General features: G+C 46.0%; 17 protein-coding genes and 1 other annotated feature. Of the genes, 16 read left to right on the plus strand and 1 reads right to left on the minus strand.

Translation table 11 applies throughout. From position 1 onward, the window contains the following. The first annotated feature begins 252 nt into the window (after positions 1–252). The 5 genes from thrS to MTR82_RS08585 all read left to right on the plus strand — a co-directional run bounded on the left by thrS (position 253) and on the right by MTR82_RS08585 (position 4,062). Complete coding sequence (thrS, locus tag MTR82_RS08565; protein WP_052651990.1) at positions 253–2,181, plus strand: threonine--tRNA ligase; 1,929 nt, start codon at positions 253–255, stop codon at positions 2,179–2,181. 279 nt (positions 2,182–2,460) lie between these two features. Beyond that, complete coding sequence (gene infC / locus MTR82_RS08570; protein ID WP_040852855.1) at positions 2,461–2,967, plus strand: translation initiation factor IF-3; 507 nt, start codon at positions 2,461–2,463, stop codon at positions 2,965–2,967. A gap of 28 nt (positions 2,968–2,995) precedes the next feature. After that, positions 2,996–3,196 (plus strand): 50S ribosomal protein L35, encoded by a 201-nt coding sequence (gene rpmI, locus MTR82_RS08575; RefSeq protein ID WP_033541514.1) that lies wholly within the window; start codon positions 2,996–2,998, stop codon positions 3,194–3,196. A 176-nt stretch (positions 3,197–3,372) separates the two neighbouring features. Continuing rightward, the gene (gene rplT, locus MTR82_RS08580; protein WP_052651989.1) at positions 3,373–3,732 is read left to right on the plus strand and encodes a 50S ribosomal protein L20; all 360 of its coding nucleotides are present in this window, start codon (positions 3,373–3,375) and stop codon (positions 3,730–3,732) included. A gap of 57 nt (positions 3,733–3,789) precedes the next feature. Further along, entirely contained in the window at positions 3,790–4,062 is a 273-nt protein-coding gene (locus MTR82_RS08585; RefSeq protein ID WP_246808714.1) for a DUF1294 domain-containing protein, read from the plus strand. Position 4,063: 1 nt separating this feature from the next. On the opposite strand, the gene MTR82_RS08590 is transcribed toward MTR82_RS08585, so the two are convergent. After that, on the minus strand, positions 4,064–4,444 hold the full coding sequence (locus MTR82_RS08590) for a hypothetical protein (protein ID WP_052651987.1): 381 nt from the start codon (positions 4,442–4,444) through the stop codon (positions 4,064–4,066). Between the two features lie 90 nt (positions 4,445–4,534). Between MTR82_RS08590 and MTR82_RS08595 the strand changes: the two genes are divergently transcribed. The 11 genes from MTR82_RS08595 to MTR82_RS08645 all read left to right on the plus strand — a co-directional run bounded on the left by MTR82_RS08595 (position 4,535) and on the right by MTR82_RS08645 (position 14,441). Then, positions 4,535–5,020: a dUTP diphosphatase gene (locus tag MTR82_RS08595; protein ID WP_246808715.1), complete on the plus strand. Its 486-nt coding sequence runs from the start codon at positions 4,535–4,537 to the stop codon at positions 5,018–5,020. 70 nt (positions 5,021–5,090) lie between these two features. Continuing rightward, positions 5,091–6,179, plus strand: a complete 1,089-nt coding sequence (locus MTR82_RS08600) for a M42 family metallopeptidase (RefSeq protein WP_052651985.1) — start codon at positions 5,091–5,093, stop codon at positions 6,177–6,179. A gap of 272 nt (positions 6,180–6,451) precedes the next feature. Further along, positions 6,452–7,414 (plus strand): nuclease-related domain-containing protein, encoded by a 963-nt coding sequence (locus tag MTR82_RS08605; RefSeq protein ID WP_246808716.1) that lies wholly within the window; start codon positions 6,452–6,454, stop codon positions 7,412–7,414. Positions 7,415–7,678: 264 nt separating this feature from the next. Further along, on the plus strand, positions 7,679–7,894 hold the full coding sequence (locus MTR82_RS08610; RefSeq protein WP_246808717.1) for a helix-turn-helix transcriptional regulator: 216 nt from the start codon (positions 7,679–7,681) through the stop codon (positions 7,892–7,894). Continuing rightward, complete coding sequence (locus MTR82_RS08615) at positions 7,884–8,384, plus strand: hypothetical protein (RefSeq protein WP_246808718.1); 501 nt, start codon at positions 7,884–7,886, stop codon at positions 8,382–8,384. The genes MTR82_RS08610 and MTR82_RS08615 overlap by 11 nt, the downstream gene beginning before the upstream one ends. Continuing rightward, positions 8,381–8,830: a small multi-drug export protein gene (locus MTR82_RS08620; RefSeq protein WP_246808719.1), complete on the plus strand. Its 450-nt coding sequence runs from the start codon at positions 8,381–8,383 to the stop codon at positions 8,828–8,830. The genes MTR82_RS08615 and MTR82_RS08620 overlap by 4 nt, the downstream gene beginning before the upstream one ends. 123 nt (positions 8,831–8,953) lie before the next feature. Beyond that, a complete protein-coding gene (locus MTR82_RS08625; RefSeq protein WP_246808720.1) occupies positions 8,954–9,721 on the plus strand; it encodes a TrmH family RNA methyltransferase in 768 nt (255 codons plus the stop codon). A gap of 43 nt (positions 9,722–9,764) precedes the next feature. Beyond that, positions 9,765–9,992, plus strand: a binding site (T-box leader). Between the two features lie 38 nt (positions 9,993–10,030). After that, positions 10,031–11,068: a phenylalanine--tRNA ligase subunit alpha gene (gene pheS / locus MTR82_RS08630; RefSeq protein ID WP_246808721.1), complete on the plus strand. Its 1,038-nt coding sequence runs from the start codon at positions 10,031–10,033 to the stop codon at positions 11,066–11,068. Positions 11,069–11,082: 14 nt separating this feature from the next. Beyond that, on the plus strand, positions 11,083–13,485 hold the full coding sequence (pheT, locus tag MTR82_RS08635) for a phenylalanine--tRNA ligase subunit beta (protein ID WP_246808722.1): 2,403 nt from the start codon (positions 11,083–11,085) through the stop codon (positions 13,483–13,485). A 183-nt stretch (positions 13,486–13,668) separates the two neighbouring features. Next, a complete protein-coding gene (locus tag MTR82_RS08640; RefSeq protein ID WP_246808723.1) occupies positions 13,669–14,046 on the plus strand; it encodes a type IV pilus modification PilV family protein in 378 nt (125 codons plus the stop codon). Further along, positions 14,043–14,441, plus strand: coding sequence for a type II secretion system protein (locus MTR82_RS08645; protein WP_246808724.1), 399 nt, complete (start codon positions 14,043–14,045; stop codon positions 14,439–14,441). Before MTR82_RS08640 ends, MTR82_RS08645 begins: the two co-directional genes overlap by 4 nt. Positions 14,442–14,450: the final 9 nt, after the last annotated feature.

A 14,450-nucleotide genomic window follows, 5' to 3' on the forward strand; every position in this document is an offset into this window, starting at 1 on the left:
ACTTACCACCTTTGAGCAGCAATTGTGAAATTTTCCAGTAGCAATTGACGGTACCGGCCCGTTAGCCGATGCAGAGCTTCGTTTTGGACAGGATACGTCCGTCCAGGATAGAAGAAGGGTGGAACCACGAACTTAAGCTTCGTCCCTTTGGGATGAGGCTTTTTTTTATTGGTTTCATTTGGGGCAGGCATCTTGGAAGCCGCGAAATAAGGCTAGATGCTCGGCCTAGAACATAAAAAAGGAGAGAGCAGAATGTCAGACATGATCCAATTAACATTTCCAGACGGCGCAGTAAAGGAGTTTCCAAAAGGCACAACAACTGAAGAAATTGCACAATCGATCAGCCCGGGCCTTCGAAAGAAAGCACTTGCTGGTAAAGTAGGCGAACATTTGATTGATTTGAAATCACCGATTTCAGAAGACGGCAGCATTGCGATCATCACACCGGAATCCGATGAAGCGCTGGAAATCCTTCGCCATTCCTCGGCTCATTTATTGGCACAGGCGATCAAACGCCTTTATCCGGATGCAAAACTTGGCGTCGGCCCGGTGATTGAAAACGGCTTCTACTACGATATTGATACAGAAGAGTCGATTTCAGCGGAAGATTTGCCGGCAATCGAAAAGGAAATGAAAAAAATCATCAATGAAAATATTGAAATCGTCCGCCATGACGTATCTCGCGCTGAAGCGCAAGAACGTTTTGCGGCGATCGAAGATCCGTACAAATTGGAGCTTTTAGAAGCGATTCCGGAAGATGAGCAAGTGTCGATCTACGAACAAGGCGAATTTTTCGATCTATGCCGCGGCATCCACGTACCGTCCACAGGCAAATTGAAAGAATTCAAATTGCTGAGCGTTGCGGGTGCATACTGGAGAGGCGACAGCGACAACAAAATGCTGCAGCGCATCTACGGAACTGCTTTCTTCAAAAAAGAAGAGTTGAAAGCGCATCTTGAAATGCTCGAAGAAGCGAAAGAACGCGACCACCGTAAAATCGGGAAAGAATTGAATTTATTCATGAACTCCCAAAAAGTAGGGCAAGGCTTGCCGATGTGGCTGCCAAAAGGCGCAACAATCCGCCGCATCATCGAACGCTATATCGTCGATAAAGAGGAAAGCTTAGGGTATGACCACGTCTATACTCCGGTTATGGGAAGCGTCGACCTTTATAAAACAAGCGGCCACTGGGACCATTACCAGGAAGATATGTTCCCGGTCATGCAGATGGACAACGAGGAATTGGTTCTTCGTCCGATGAACTGCCCGCACCATATGATGATCTTTAAACAAGGCATCCATTCTTACCGCCAATTGCCGATCCGCATAGCGGAACTTGGGTTGATGCACCGCTACGAAATGTCAGGTGCGTTGTCCGGCCTTCAACGCGTTCGCGGCATGACGTTGAACGATGCGCATATTTTTGTGCGCCCGGACCAAATCAAAGACGAATTCAAACGCGTCGTCAACTTGGTCATCGACGTATACAAAGACTTTGATTTGAAAGATTATTCGTTCCGCGTTTCTTACCGTGACCCAGCGGATAAAGAAAAATACTTTGACGATGACGCAATGTGGGAACGTGCACAGTCTATGCTGAAAGAAGCGATGGACGATCTTGGCCTGGATTATGTAGAAGTGGAAGGCGAAGCGGCATTCTACGGTCCGAAACTCGATGTCCAAGTGAAAACTGCGCTCGGCAAAGAAGAAACATTGTCGACTGTCCAACTCGACTTCTTGCTGCCTGAACGCTTCGATTTGAGCTATATCGGAGAAGACGGCAAACAGCACCGCCCAGTCGTTATCCACCGCGGCGTCGTTTCAACTATGGAACGGTTTGTGGCTTTCTTGATCGAAGAATACAAAGGCGCATTCCCGACTTGGCTGGCGCCGGTCCAAGTGGAAGTGATTCCGGTTTCGCTTGATGCCCATAGCGACTACGCTAAAAACATCCAAGAGAAATTGCAATCCCACCGGTTGCGCGTCGATATCGACGAACGCGATGAGAAGCTTGGCTACAAGATCCGCGAAGCGCAAATGCAAAAAGTTCCGTATATGCTGGTGCTTGGCGACCAGGAAGTCGAAAACGGTTCGGTCAACGTCCGCAAATACGGCGAACAAAAATCCGAAAGCATGCCGTTCGATGATTTCTTGAAACTGATCCAAAGCGAACTTCGCTAAAGGGTTGACATGCTAATATGTGCATGGTATTATGAATAAGGTTATAGAATACTTATATGTGCAAGCAGGAGCACCCGCTTCTCACCTGATCGACCAGTTGTTGGCAGGTAGACACGATTTTGACTTTTTCACGCTGCGGCGTGCTGTCATAAATTGCGGGTGGGCCGAACGAGGCCCATCCGCTTTTGTTTTGGATCGGACCTGTAAGCCGACACGGTCGGTTACACATGTTAAGCTATTCGCGACACTATCCGGAGGTGGATTAATATTAGCAAAGACATCAATGTAAATGAAGGTATTCGTGCACGTGAGTTACGGGTTATTGATCAGAACGGTGAGCAACTCGGTATTAAAACACGTAACGAAGCACTTGAAATTGCTGCACGTGTCAACTTGGATCTTGTACTAGTGGCTCCTCAAGCTAAGCCACCGGTCGCACGCATTATGGACCATGGTAAGTTCAAGTTCGAACAACAAAAGAAAGACCGCGAAATCCGTAAAAATCAGAAAGTCATCGTTGTAAAAGAAGTGCGTTTAAGCCCTTCAATCGACGACCATGATTTTAACACGAAACTTCGCAATGCGATTAAGTTCCTTGAAAAAGGGGACAAAGTCAAAGCTTCAATCCGCTTTAAAGGCCGTGCGATTACGCACAAAGAAATCGGACAGCGCGTCCTTGAACGCTTCGCAGAAGCATGCAAGGAAGTTGCAACGGTTGAACAGCGCCCTAAAATGGATGGCCGCAGCATGTTCTTGATGCTAGCGCCAGTTAACGAAAAAGAATAACAGATCAATTGTTTAGGAGGAACTCGAAATGCCGAAAATGAAAAGCCACCGCGGTGCGATGAAACGTTTCAAGAAAACTGGAACTGGTAAAGTAAAACGCAACCGTTCACACACAAGCCACTTATTTGCAAACAAATCGACTAAGCAAAAACGTCACCTACGTAAAGGGAAACTTGTTTCTGCAGGCGACTTGAAACGCATCAAATCTCTTATCTATAACATGAAGTAAGAAAAGCGGAAACGGCTGTTCAGATTCGAAAGGCATAAGATGAATCGGCGAAGCGGCGTTCTTTGCCGCACAGCCGAGTCGGCTTATGTCCGAGAATCTGGCCGTTGGAGTCTGGACAAGACAAACACACGAACAAAAAATCGAATTTTATATATTCAAGCAGGAGGTAATGTGATATGCCACGCGTAAAAGGTGGAACAGTGACGCGCCAGCGTCGGAAAAAGGTCATTAAATTAGCAAAAGGTTATTATGGTGCAAAGCACATCCTTTTCAAAGTAGCAAACCAGCAGGTAATGAAGTCAGGTAACTATGCTTACCGTGACCGCCGCAACAAAAAACGTGATTTCCGTAAACTATGGATCACGCGCATCAACGCAGCAGCTCGTATGAACGATATTTCATACAGCCGTCTAATGCACGGTCTTAAAGTTGCTGGAATCGACATCAACCGCAAAATGCTAGCTGAAATCGCTGTATCTGATGCAGCAGCTTTCACAGCACTTGTAGATGCTGCAAAAAAAGCAGTAGCGAAATAATTTCAAAAACAAAAGACTGACGAATTTCGTCAGTCTTTTTTTCATGGAGGGATTCAGTTGTTTTTAATCATTGCCGGATACTTTACCGTGCTTTCGCTGCTGGCGCTTATTATGATGAAAGTGGATAAAACCCAAGCGCAGCGCCGGGGCCAGCGAATACCAGAGAAAAACCTATGGTCTGTTGCGATTCTAGGAGGCGGCATCGGCGCCTATATGGGCATGATGTGGTTCCGCCATAAGACCCGGCACACCAATTTCCGTATAGGCTTCCTAATGCTCGCAGTCATTGATGCAGCCGCTTTGGTTTGGAGCTACTTGAATTTTGTTTGATTTACTGTTTCATTAACTGTTCGATCGGATTTTTCCAATTGATTTTGGCAGCGGGGTAATTCATCTGGATTTCTTTTTCAAGGAAATAGAAATCTTCTTTTGTGAAGCCTTGCAGCTTATCCGGATTTTCCGCCCATACGAAAATGGAAACGACTTCAAAAGCATCTTCGGTCGTTCCTAAATATTTTTCGCCTTCAAATACAGCGCCTCTCAGCGTAATGAAAAAATTCTTGCGGACGTTTTTAACATCATCATAAAAGTAATAAGAGTTCGCTTCAATGGCTGCGTCCAATTTCCGTTTCGGATCTACTACATAGCGGATTAAACGGTAAAATAAATAAATGATAAGTGCGATGACAACGAGGCGTATGAAAAAAGCCATGAGAAATCCCCCATCTCTATAGGTTCTACTGTATAATACGGACGAAAAGTACTTTGGTTTCAAGATTTTATTGAAAAAAGGAGGATTTTTATGAACTTGCATCAATTATTCGAAATGCAGGAAGAATTGGACCGTTACATCCAGACAAATCGTGGCATCGAAGAAGACGTTTTCCGAAAAAAAGGCTTGGCGCTGCTAATCGAACTGGCGGAGCTTGCAAATGAAACCCGTTGTTTTAAATTTTGGAGCACAAAAGGACCATCCGATCGTGAAGTTCTGCTGGAAGAATACGTCGATTCCATTCATTTCTTGCTGTCGCTGGGGATTGAAAAAAACTTGAGCACATTGGAGACATGGCCGGATGCGGTCAAGCATGCCGACTTAACGGAACTTTTCATCGGAACGCAGGAAAAGATTTTGAAATTCATGGACAACCATTCCATGTTCACGTATCAGGAAATTTGGAGCTGGTACGGCGGAATTGCTTCGGCCCTTGGCTTTAGTTACGAAGACGTACTGGAGGCATATTTTGCGAAGAACGAAGAGAATTATCGCCGCCAAAAAGAAGGGTATTAAACGAATTTTTTGATAAAAGAAAGCGCATCGATTATAATAAAAAAGTAAAAATATTTAGGAGGTCGAAATAATGGCTAAAATGGATGAAACCGTATTGATGCTGAAAGAACTGACAGACGCTAACGGGGTGCCGGGCAACGAACGCCAATCCCGCGAAGTGATGAAAAAATACATAGAACCTTATGCAGATTCAATTGAAACAGATGGTCTTGGCAGCTTGATCGCGAAAAAAGAAGGATTGGCAGACGGACCGAAAATCATGGTTGCCGGACATTTGGATGAAGTCGGCTTCATGATTTCTCAAATTGACGATAAAGGCTTTTTGAAATTCCAACCGCTTGGCGGCTGGTGGAGCCAAGTAATGCTGGCGCAGCGTGTAACGATCACAACGCGCAGCGGAAAAGAAGTAACCGGCGTCATCGGTTCAAAGCCGCCGCATATTTTACCGCCGGAAGCCCGCAAAAAACCGGTCGAAATCAAAGACATGTTCATTGATATCGGTGCGTCTTCCCGCGAGGAAGTAAAAGAGTGGGGGGTAGCTCCTGGAGATATGGTGACTCCGTATTTCGAATTTACCGTGATGAACAATGAAAAAATGCTGTTGGCGAAAGCTTGGGACAACCGCATCGGCTGCGCCATCGCGATCGATGTCCTAAAAGGATTGAAAGGCCAAGACCACCCGAACGTCGTTTACGGTGTCGGCACGGTCCAGGAAGAAGTCGGCCTTCGTGGAGCCAAAACGGCAACAGCTAAAATCCAGCCGGATATCGGTTTTGCTGTTGATGTGGGCATTGCTGGCGATACGCCAGGGATCACCCAGCAGGAATCCACTAGCAAAATGGGCGCTGGCCCTCAAATTCTTCTATTCGACGCGTCAATGGTTTCGCACCGCGGCTTGCGTGAATTAGTGGTCGATACGGCAGAAGAAGCCGGCATCCCTTACCAATTCGAAACGATTGCCGGCGGCGGAACCGATGCCGGATCGATCCATTTAACGGCAAACGGCGTACCGGCATTATCGATCGGGGTGGCAACGCGCTACATCCACTCGCACGCAGGCATCCTGCACCGCGACGACTACGAAAACGCAGTGAAACTGATTGTCGAAGTCATCAAAAAATTAGACAAAGACACAGTGGCGCGCATTACATTTGAATAAAGGATTTCCCCTTCTGCGTTTTGTGGGAGGGGATTTTTTGTGGGTTGCGCAAACAAAGTGGTTTATTCCGCAAATAAACTTGGTTATTGCGCAAATAAGCTTCCTTATTTCGCAAACAACGCAAGGTATTCTGCAAACAAACTTCAGAATTCCGCAAATAAAATTGAGGTTGCCGCATGAGGATCACTTTCTTCTTAAATATGTAGAAAATTTTTATATCTGAAATAGGGAATTCGGTGATATACTTCAGTTATTCTTTTAGGAGGTGTTCAATGAGTAAAAAAAGGATCTCTTTATTGTCCGAAACTGAGTCGCTGGAAAGGCTGATGTACCGGCTGCCTGAAAATCATCCGAAGCTTCCGTTTCTGAAAGTCGAGCATTACAGGACGGCTGCCGGCAAGCGGGGAGAAGAGAGGCTGCAAAGGAAGTTCAGTGAATTTGTATCGGAAGACAGTCACCGTTTTCTCCGAAATGTTTGCCTGTCGCTAGGAGATTGGAAAGTGCAGATGGATGGCTTATTGCTGACGGAAAGAGGAGCAGTCATCATTGAGTCTAAAAACATCAGTGGCCAAATCCATTTTGATGAACTGACAGATGAATTTTCGAGGACCGATATGGAAGGCGTTCGGACTGTAATGGAAGATCCGGCCATCCAATTGAATAAACACATTCGTTTTCTGGCAATGTTTTTTAAGCGGCATAAAATAAATTTGCCGGTTAAAGGCGTCGTTGTTTTTACATCGAAGCATTGTGAATTTATGGCAAAACCTAAAAATATTTACGTGTGCAAGACCTATCAACTGATCGATTATCTTTTCGCCATCCTTCAGACTTTCCCCCCAAAAGTCACTCATCTAAATTTATCGAAAGTAGATAAACTTCTCCAAAAGCACCAAAATCCTTATAAGCGACTTCCTTTATGCCAATTATATGTTATTGATCCGGAAGAATTGGAAGCCGGAATTCTGTGCACTCATTGCAAGAAGCACAGTATGTTGCACAAGCATAAAATCGGGTGGGTCTGTGCAATCTGCAATGGTGCGAATCCATGCGCTTTTCAACAAACTGTCCAAGAATATTTTTCGTTAATTGACCAACAGATCAGCAATAAACAGCTACGGAAATTTTCCAAGCTCGAATCAATGTATGCTGCATCTCGTTTATTGGCAGCCTTTGATCTTGAACCAGCAGGCGCATTGCGGAACCGGACCTATCGAATAAAGAAAAACGATTAGCTTTTCACTCTTAGTGAAGAGCTTTTTTTGGTTGCTGCAAATAAAGTCTCTTATTGCGCAAATAAACGTGTAAATTCCGCAAATAAAACATCCGATTCCGCAAACAAACTTCCTCTTTCCGCAAACAACACCTAGTATTCCGCAAATAAATCCCAAAACCCGAAATAATAGAAGAATCTAATGTTAACCCTACTTGACTAAATGTTAACTATACTATACATTATGTTATATAAACCGAACATCTACAAAGGGAGGAGGAAGTAGATGCTGAAAAATCGCGTAAAGGAATTGCGGGCGCGCTATGGATTTACGCAAAGTGATCTGGGCAAGCGGGTGGATGTGACGCGGCAGACGATTGCGTTTATTGAGAAAGGGGAATTTTCGCCTTCGATTACGCTTGCTTTGAAACTTGCTGATGCCTTGGAAACAAAAGTGGACGACTTATTTTGGCTCGAAGAGGAGGAGTACAATGAAAAATGATTTCCGCTTGAATTATCCGCTATGGATGATGGCTTTTATTTTATTGCTAGGCGTGTTGGCGTTTGGGTTGAATTCGCCAATTACGGAGTTCGTCAATACAGAGAATGAAACGAGCTTCACCATCAAATTGGAGGCGCTTGAAGGCTTTCTCGTGTTTTGTTCAATCCTCCTTTATTTTGCAATGCTTGTGATCTTTATGGCGCGGCTCAAAAAGCACAACAAGGAAAATCCGTCGCAAAAGATTTCGCCGCTGGCCATCCGTCCGCCTGAGTATTTGGAGCAGGATGAAGGCATGACGTACATTACGCGAAAAGCGGTGCAGAAAGTTTATAGTTTCATTACGCTTGCGCTTCCGCTTCTCGCGACTCTTGTCATCCTCTTGCCGTTGCCAAAGCTGCTCATCATTTACGGAATTCTCGCGATCGCATTTGGCCAATATTTGATTTACTACCTCGAAGTCCGAAAACACTTTAAGGAGGAAACAGAATGATTTATGAATACTTTCTCGTTTTCCTTGGCGCCGCCATTCCGTGGCTTGAAATTGCATTGGTCATTCCGCTCGGCATTGTCTGGGGCCTGTCTCCTTTTTGGGTGATGGTCATGGCATTTGTCGGCAATATGTTGACGGTGCTCGCCTTGATCATCGGGTTTGATAAATTCAAGGATTGGTACTTGAAGCGGCAAGAAGCGAAAGGAAAGACGGGTTCGAAGAAAAGCGAACGGGCGAAAGCCATTTGGAATAAATACGGATTGCCTGGGCTCGCATTGCTTGGCCCGATTTTAATCGGCACTCATATTGCGGCATTTATCGGAATGACGCTCGGTGCCACCAAACGCAATACGACGATTTGGCTCACCGTCAGCATCGGTTTATGGACACTTGTTTTCGGGCTCGCAACCGCACTCGGCTTCGATTTTTTCACGAGAGAAATTTAACACCGGGCGCCAGCCCATCTTATGCGTGTCGAATCTAAACGGCTGCCAGAGCTGAACAGGCACCTCTGCTTTTCCTTAATATGCTATACTTGAGCTATTCTGAAATAAAGGCGTGAACTGAACATGAAAAGAATTGAATCGACGCAAAACTCGCTCGTGAAGCATTGGAAGAAGCTTGTCACTACCCGAAAAGAACGGGATAAATTTACCGAATTCCTGGTAGAAGGCTTTCATTTGACAGAAGAGGCGCTGAAGAAAAAAGATGCCATCAAGTCAATGATCGTCCGGGAAGGCGTGGACATCCCCGCTGATTGGAATGTGGACGATGTGCCAATGTATTCTGTGACAGCGGCTGTTGCAAAAGAGATTTCCGAAACGGAGCATTCCCAAGGAATTTTCGCTCACTGTGCGCAGCTGGAATTCACAGAAGCGGATCAGCAGCAATGGACAAAACTTTTGCTGATTGATGCAGTCCAAGATCCGGGCAACATTGGCACGATGATCCGCACCGCATCTGCAAGCGGCATCGATGCGGTCGTTTTAGGAAAAGGCTGCGCGGATCCGTTCAATCCGAAAACGGTGCGTTCGGCGCAAGGGTCGCATTTCCAGATTCCCGTCGTCCGAGGCGAGTTGGAAGAATGGACTGGGCAATTAAAAGAACGCGGCATCGCATTATTCGGCACGGCCTTGATTAATTCCACACCGGTTCATGAAGTGGAGAGCCAGGAAGCGTTCGCTTTGATCGTCGGCAATGAAGGAAGCGGTGTGGATCCGGTCCTTTTGCAGAAAACGGACCGCAATTTGATGGTGCCGCTCTACGGCGAAGCGGAATCGTTGAACGTAGCGGTCGCAACCGGAATTTTGCTGTATAGTTTAGTTCCGAAAAACTGATTTGATTAAATGGACGCAATTTCGTATAATTGAATAGTAAATAAGAAAAGCTGTGACCGGGAAAAGTACGTTGTGCCGTTGCATCAAGAGAGTCTGCGCCTTGGCTGGAAGTGCGGATATGCGAGAAACTTCAGAAGTTCACCCCGCGAGCTGCCTGTCGGGACCAGCAAGCTGCTGTAAAGATAGGCCGGTGAAGAGCCGTTACGTAAACGAGTGATTGCGCCTGGCGCAATAACTAGGGTGGTACCGCGAATAATGCCTCGTCCCTTTTTGGGGACGGGGCTTTTTTATGTTTAAGGAGGAGAAAAGATGGAAGCACAATTGCAGGCATTGAAAACAGAAGCGCTTGAAAAAATTGCAGCAGCAGCGAATGTGAAAGAATTGAATGACGTCCGTGTCGCTTATTTAGGGAAAAAGGGGCCGATTACCGATCTTTTGAAAAGCATGGGGAAATTGCCGGCTGAAGAGCGTCCGAAAATGGGCGCGCTTGTAAACGTTGTCCGTGAAGAAGTCACGACAACATTAGAAGAACGCATGGTCATTTTGGAAGAAGAAGCGATCAACATCAAATTGCAAAGCGAGACCATTGATATCACCTTGCCAGGACGCCCTGTCCGCACCGGAAATCCGCATCCGTTAACGCGTGTTATTGAAGAAATCGAGGATTTATTCATTTCGATGGGCTATGAAATTGCGGAAGGCCCGGAAGTTGAAAAAGATTATTACAATTTTGAAGCGCTGAATTTGCCGAAAGGCCATCCGGCGCGTGATATGCAGGATTCTTTCTATATTACCGAAGATATTTTGCTTCGTACGCATACGTCGCCTGTCCAAGCGCGTACGATGGAAGCGAAAGGCGGCGAGCCGATCAAAATCATTTGCCCGGGGAAAGTCTATCGCCGCGACAATGACGATGCAACGCATTCCCACCAATTCACACAGATCGAAGGTTTGGTCATCGGCGAAGATATCCGTATGAGTGATTTAAAAGGAACGTTGTCTGTATTTGCGAAGAAAATGTTCGGCAATGATCGTGAAATCCGTCTTCGTCCAAGCTTCTTCCCGTTCACTGAGCCTTCCGTTGAAATGGATATTTCTTGCTTCAAATGCGGCGGGACTGGCTGCAACGTCTGCAAGAAAACCGGTTGGATTGAAATTCTGGGAGCTGGAATGGTGCACCCGAACGTACTTGAAATGGCCGGCTATGATTCAAAACGCCTGACAGGATTTGCTTTCGGCATGGGGCCGGAGCGTATCGCAATGCTGAAATACGGCGTAGAAGACATCCGCCATTTCTATACCAATGATGTCCGCTTTTTATCCCAATTCCAGCGCACTGAAGTTTAAGGAGGAAATCAAACATGCTCGTATCCATTAAATGGTTGAAAGAATATGTCAATACACAAGAGTTAGATCCCGCTGAACTGGGTGAGAAAATCACTCGTTCAGGAATCGAAGTGGACGCAGTCATCGACCGTTCACACGGCATGACGAACGTTGTCGTCGGCTACGTAGAATCGTGCGAAAAGCATCCGGAAGCGGACAAATTATCGATTTGCCAAGTGAACGTCGGAGAAGACGGCATCCAGCAAATCATCTGCGGCGCCCCGAATATCGCAGCAGGTCAAAAAGTGATCGTTGCCCGTCCAGGCGCTAAATTGCCAGGCGGCATCAAAATCAAAAAAGCGAAGCTCCGCGGAGAAGTTTCGAACGGAATGATCTGCTCGCTTCAGGAACTTGGAATCGAAGGGAAATTGGTGCCGAAAGCTTATGCAGAAGGCATATACGTGCTTCCGGAAAACGCAGAAATCGGTTCTGACGTGGTGACGAACTTCGATCTTGACGATACGGTACTTGAACTGGGCTTAACGCCAAACCGTGCAGATGCCATGAGCATGCTGGGCGTGGCATATGAAGTCGGCGCTATTTTATCGGAAGAAGTGAAGCTGCCGGAAGCCACATATACAGAAGCGGCAGAAACGGCTGAGTCGATGCTGACATTGAACATTGACGCACCGGAAGCAAATCCGTTGTATGTCGCAAAAGTCATCCGCAACATCGAAGTGAAAGAATCGCCGATGTGGCTGCAGCAGCGTCTCATGGCAGCAGGCGTCCGTCCGCACAATAACGTCGTCGACGTGACGAACTTCGTCTTGATGGAATATGGCCAGCCGCTGCATGCGTTTGACTACGATTCTTTGAAAACCGGGAACATTACGGTCCGCCATGCGAAGCAAGATGAAATGATCACGACTTTGGATGATGCAGAACGCAAATTGTCGCCTCATCATTTAGTGATCACAAACGGCAAGGAACCGGTAGCACTTGCAGGCGTAATGGGCGGTGCAAATTCAGAAGTAAGCGATTCGACAACGACGATTGTCATCGAATCGGCCTATTTCGCATCGGGATCGATTCGCCAAACTTCGAAAGACCACGGCTTGCGAAGCGACGCCAGTTCCCGCTACGAAAAAGGCGTCGATCCGAACCGGGTCATTCCAGCAGCTGAACGTGCCGCAAGCCTCATCGCTGAACTTGCAGGCGGAGAAGTGCTGGCTGGATCGGTCATTTTCGACGAATTAGAGCGCGAAGAGAAAATCGTGAAAGTAAGACCTGATTTTATTAATACCCGCCTTGGAATGAAAATTCCATTTGAAGATATGCTGGAAATCCTGGAGCGCTTGAAGTTCAAAACGGAAGCGGCGAACAACCAATTGATCATTTCGGTGCCGACCCGCAGACAGGACATCCAAATTGAAGAAGACGTTGTGGAAGAAATCGCGCGCCTATACGGCTACGATGAAATTCCAGCCACCTTGCCGGAAACGGAAGCGCGTCCAGGCGGTTTGACGCCGTATCAAGCGAAGCGCCGCATTGTGCGCCATTTCTTGGAAGGGGCAGGCCTCCTGCAAGCAACGACGTATTCATTGACTTCCGAGAAGTCTGCGAAGCAATTTGCGTTGACGGAGACGGACACAACGAGACTCCTGATGCCGATGAGCGAAGAGCGTAGCATTCTGCGCCAAAGCTTGCTTCCGCACCTGCTCGACTCTGTGACTTACAATACGGCTCGCCGCATCGATTCGGTCGCTCTGTATGAAACCGGTGCTGTATTCTTGAAAACCGATGAAGAACTATCGAATGAAGAAGAGCATCTGGCGATCGCGATGACGGGCTTATGGCTCGACAACAGCTGGCAAGGCGAGAAGAAACCGGTTGATTTCTTTGTATTGAAAGGCATCGTCGAAGGGCTTGCTGAGAAGCTTGGCGTTGAATTGACATTTGAACGCGGGCAGATGGACGACCTCCATCCAGGGAGAACGGCTTTCATCATTCTTGATGGCCAGCGGATCGGCGTTATTGGCCAATTGCATCCGACCGAACAAAAAGAACGTGATTTGAAAACGACCGTGGTGCTGGAACTGAACTTGGCAGCATTGCTAGAGCTGGCTGCGGATCCATTGCTTTACACGCCAGTTTCGCGCTATCCATCGATCACACGTGATATCGCCCTCGTCCTATCAAAAATTGTGGAAGCAGGCACGATTGAGAAAGTCATTCGAACAGCTGGAGGCAAATTGCTGAAAGACGTCCGCGTATTTGACCTATACGAAGGCGATAAGATGGAAGCAGGCAAGAAATCAGTAGCGTTTACATTGACGTACTTTGATCCAGAAAAAACATTGACAGATGAAGAAGTTGTAGCGGTACATGATAAAGTATTGAAAGCTTTGACAGAAGTCGGGGCGGAACTTCGGAGTTAACTAAAGGGATAAGCAGAAGAAGGGGAATCAATAAGATTCCGCTTCTTCTTTTTTTATGAGAATAAAGACCTTCGAAAAAAAAAAAGTAAAAAATTAACTACTTTAATTCCATAAATATGGTAAAGTTGTAATATTAATTAATTATAAAGAAAAAGGTAAAAATTCAGGTAGCGGAGGTTCTAAATGATTAAAACGCTAAATAGCCAGAAAGGATTAACATTAGTAGAAATTTTAGCCGCCACTGTTATTTTAGGAATTGTGCTAATATCATTCATGTCATTTTTTGCTCAGTCTGCGAAATTTACTGTCCACAATAGCGAGAAGTTAACAGCGGTAGAAGTAGCGGAAGATGTAATGGGAGAAATTCGGCAAGGAAAAACGGCGATACCGCATAATAAGTACAAGAACTTTGAAATTTCCGTCACTGTAGCTAGCGGTCCAGCTAACACGAAGTTGGCAAAAGCTATCATAACCGTAAAAAACACTTCTCAAAGCAAGATGAAAAGCAAAGATTTTGTAACTGAAATGTACTTCAATCCGGCTGGTGGTGTGGCGCCATGAAGAATGAACGTGGAATATCTTTAATGGAGATACTAGCGGCATTAGCAATTGTGGGAATCATTATGGCTTTAGCAGTATCTGTATTCGTCAATGGATCGAAAGCGTCCGTGAGATCTACCGCAAACCAAAGAATACAACAAGAAGCAAATTACATAGTAGAAGCGATTAGAAGCGAGTATTTGAAGAATAGCAAAGAGCCAATCAAATTAGAAATAAAGTCTGGAGGAAATCCGGAATTTTTATTCCTGAATGGAAATAAGATTTCAGAAGGCTATGATTATAATTCCACTACACTTTCAATCGAACGGGTTCAAGACGTGAAATTTAGTATGGAATTAACCTCCAATCAAGGGAGCCAACACAAAATTAATACCACTTTTAGCAAGCTGCGGTAAGGGGGATGA

Origin of the sequence: Planococcus ruber (assembly GCF_022819085.1) — a bacterium.
Classification (GTDB): domain Bacteria; phylum Bacillota; class Bacilli; order Bacillales_A; family Planococcaceae; genus Planococcus; species Planococcus ruber.

Excerpts from the sequence above, each read along its gene's own strand:
- thrS (WP_052651990.1), top strand. The coding sequence starts at position 253 with ATGTCAGACATGATCCAATTAACATTTCCAGACGGCGCAGTAAAGGAG.
- rpmI (WP_033541514.1), top strand. The coding sequence starts at position 2,996 with ATGCCGAAAATGAAAAGCCACCGCGGTGCGATGAAACGTTTCAAGAAA.
- rplT (WP_052651989.1), top strand. The coding sequence starts at position 3,373 with ATGCCACGCGTAAAAGGTGGAACAGTGACGCGCCAGCGTCGGAAAAAG.
- MTR82_RS08590 (WP_052651987.1), bottom strand. The coding sequence starts at position 4,444 with ATGGCTTTTTTCATACGCCTCGTTGTCATCGCACTTATCATTTATTTA.
- MTR82_RS08595 (WP_246808715.1), top strand. The coding sequence starts at position 4,535 with ATGAACTTGCATCAATTATTCGAAATGCAGGAAGAATTGGACCGTTAC.
- MTR82_RS08600 (WP_052651985.1), top strand. The coding sequence starts at position 5,091 with ATGGCTAAAATGGATGAAACCGTATTGATGCTGAAAGAACTGACAGAC.
- MTR82_RS08605 (WP_246808716.1), top strand. The coding sequence starts at position 6,452 with ATGAGTAAAAAAAGGATCTCTTTATTGTCCGAAACTGAGTCGCTGGAA.
- MTR82_RS08610 (WP_246808717.1), top strand. The coding sequence starts at position 7,679 with ATGCTGAAAAATCGCGTAAAGGAATTGCGGGCGCGCTATGGATTTACG.
- MTR82_RS08615 (WP_246808718.1), top strand. The coding sequence starts at position 7,884 with ATGAAAAATGATTTCCGCTTGAATTATCCGCTATGGATGATGGCTTTT.
- MTR82_RS08620 (WP_246808719.1), top strand. The coding sequence starts at position 8,381 with ATGATTTATGAATACTTTCTCGTTTTCCTTGGCGCCGCCATTCCGTGG.
- MTR82_RS08625 (WP_246808720.1), top strand. The coding sequence starts at position 8,954 with ATGAAAAGAATTGAATCGACGCAAAACTCGCTCGTGAAGCATTGGAAG.
- pheS (WP_246808721.1), top strand. The coding sequence starts at position 10,031 with ATGGAAGCACAATTGCAGGCATTGAAAACAGAAGCGCTTGAAAAAATT.
- pheT (WP_246808722.1), top strand. The coding sequence starts at position 11,083 with ATGCTCGTATCCATTAAATGGTTGAAAGAATATGTCAATACACAAGAG.
- MTR82_RS08640 (WP_246808723.1), top strand. The coding sequence starts at position 13,669 with ATGATTAAAACGCTAAATAGCCAGAAAGGATTAACATTAGTAGAAATT.
- MTR82_RS08645 (WP_246808724.1), top strand. The coding sequence starts at position 14,043 with ATGAAGAATGAACGTGGAATATCTTTAATGGAGATACTAGCGGCATTA.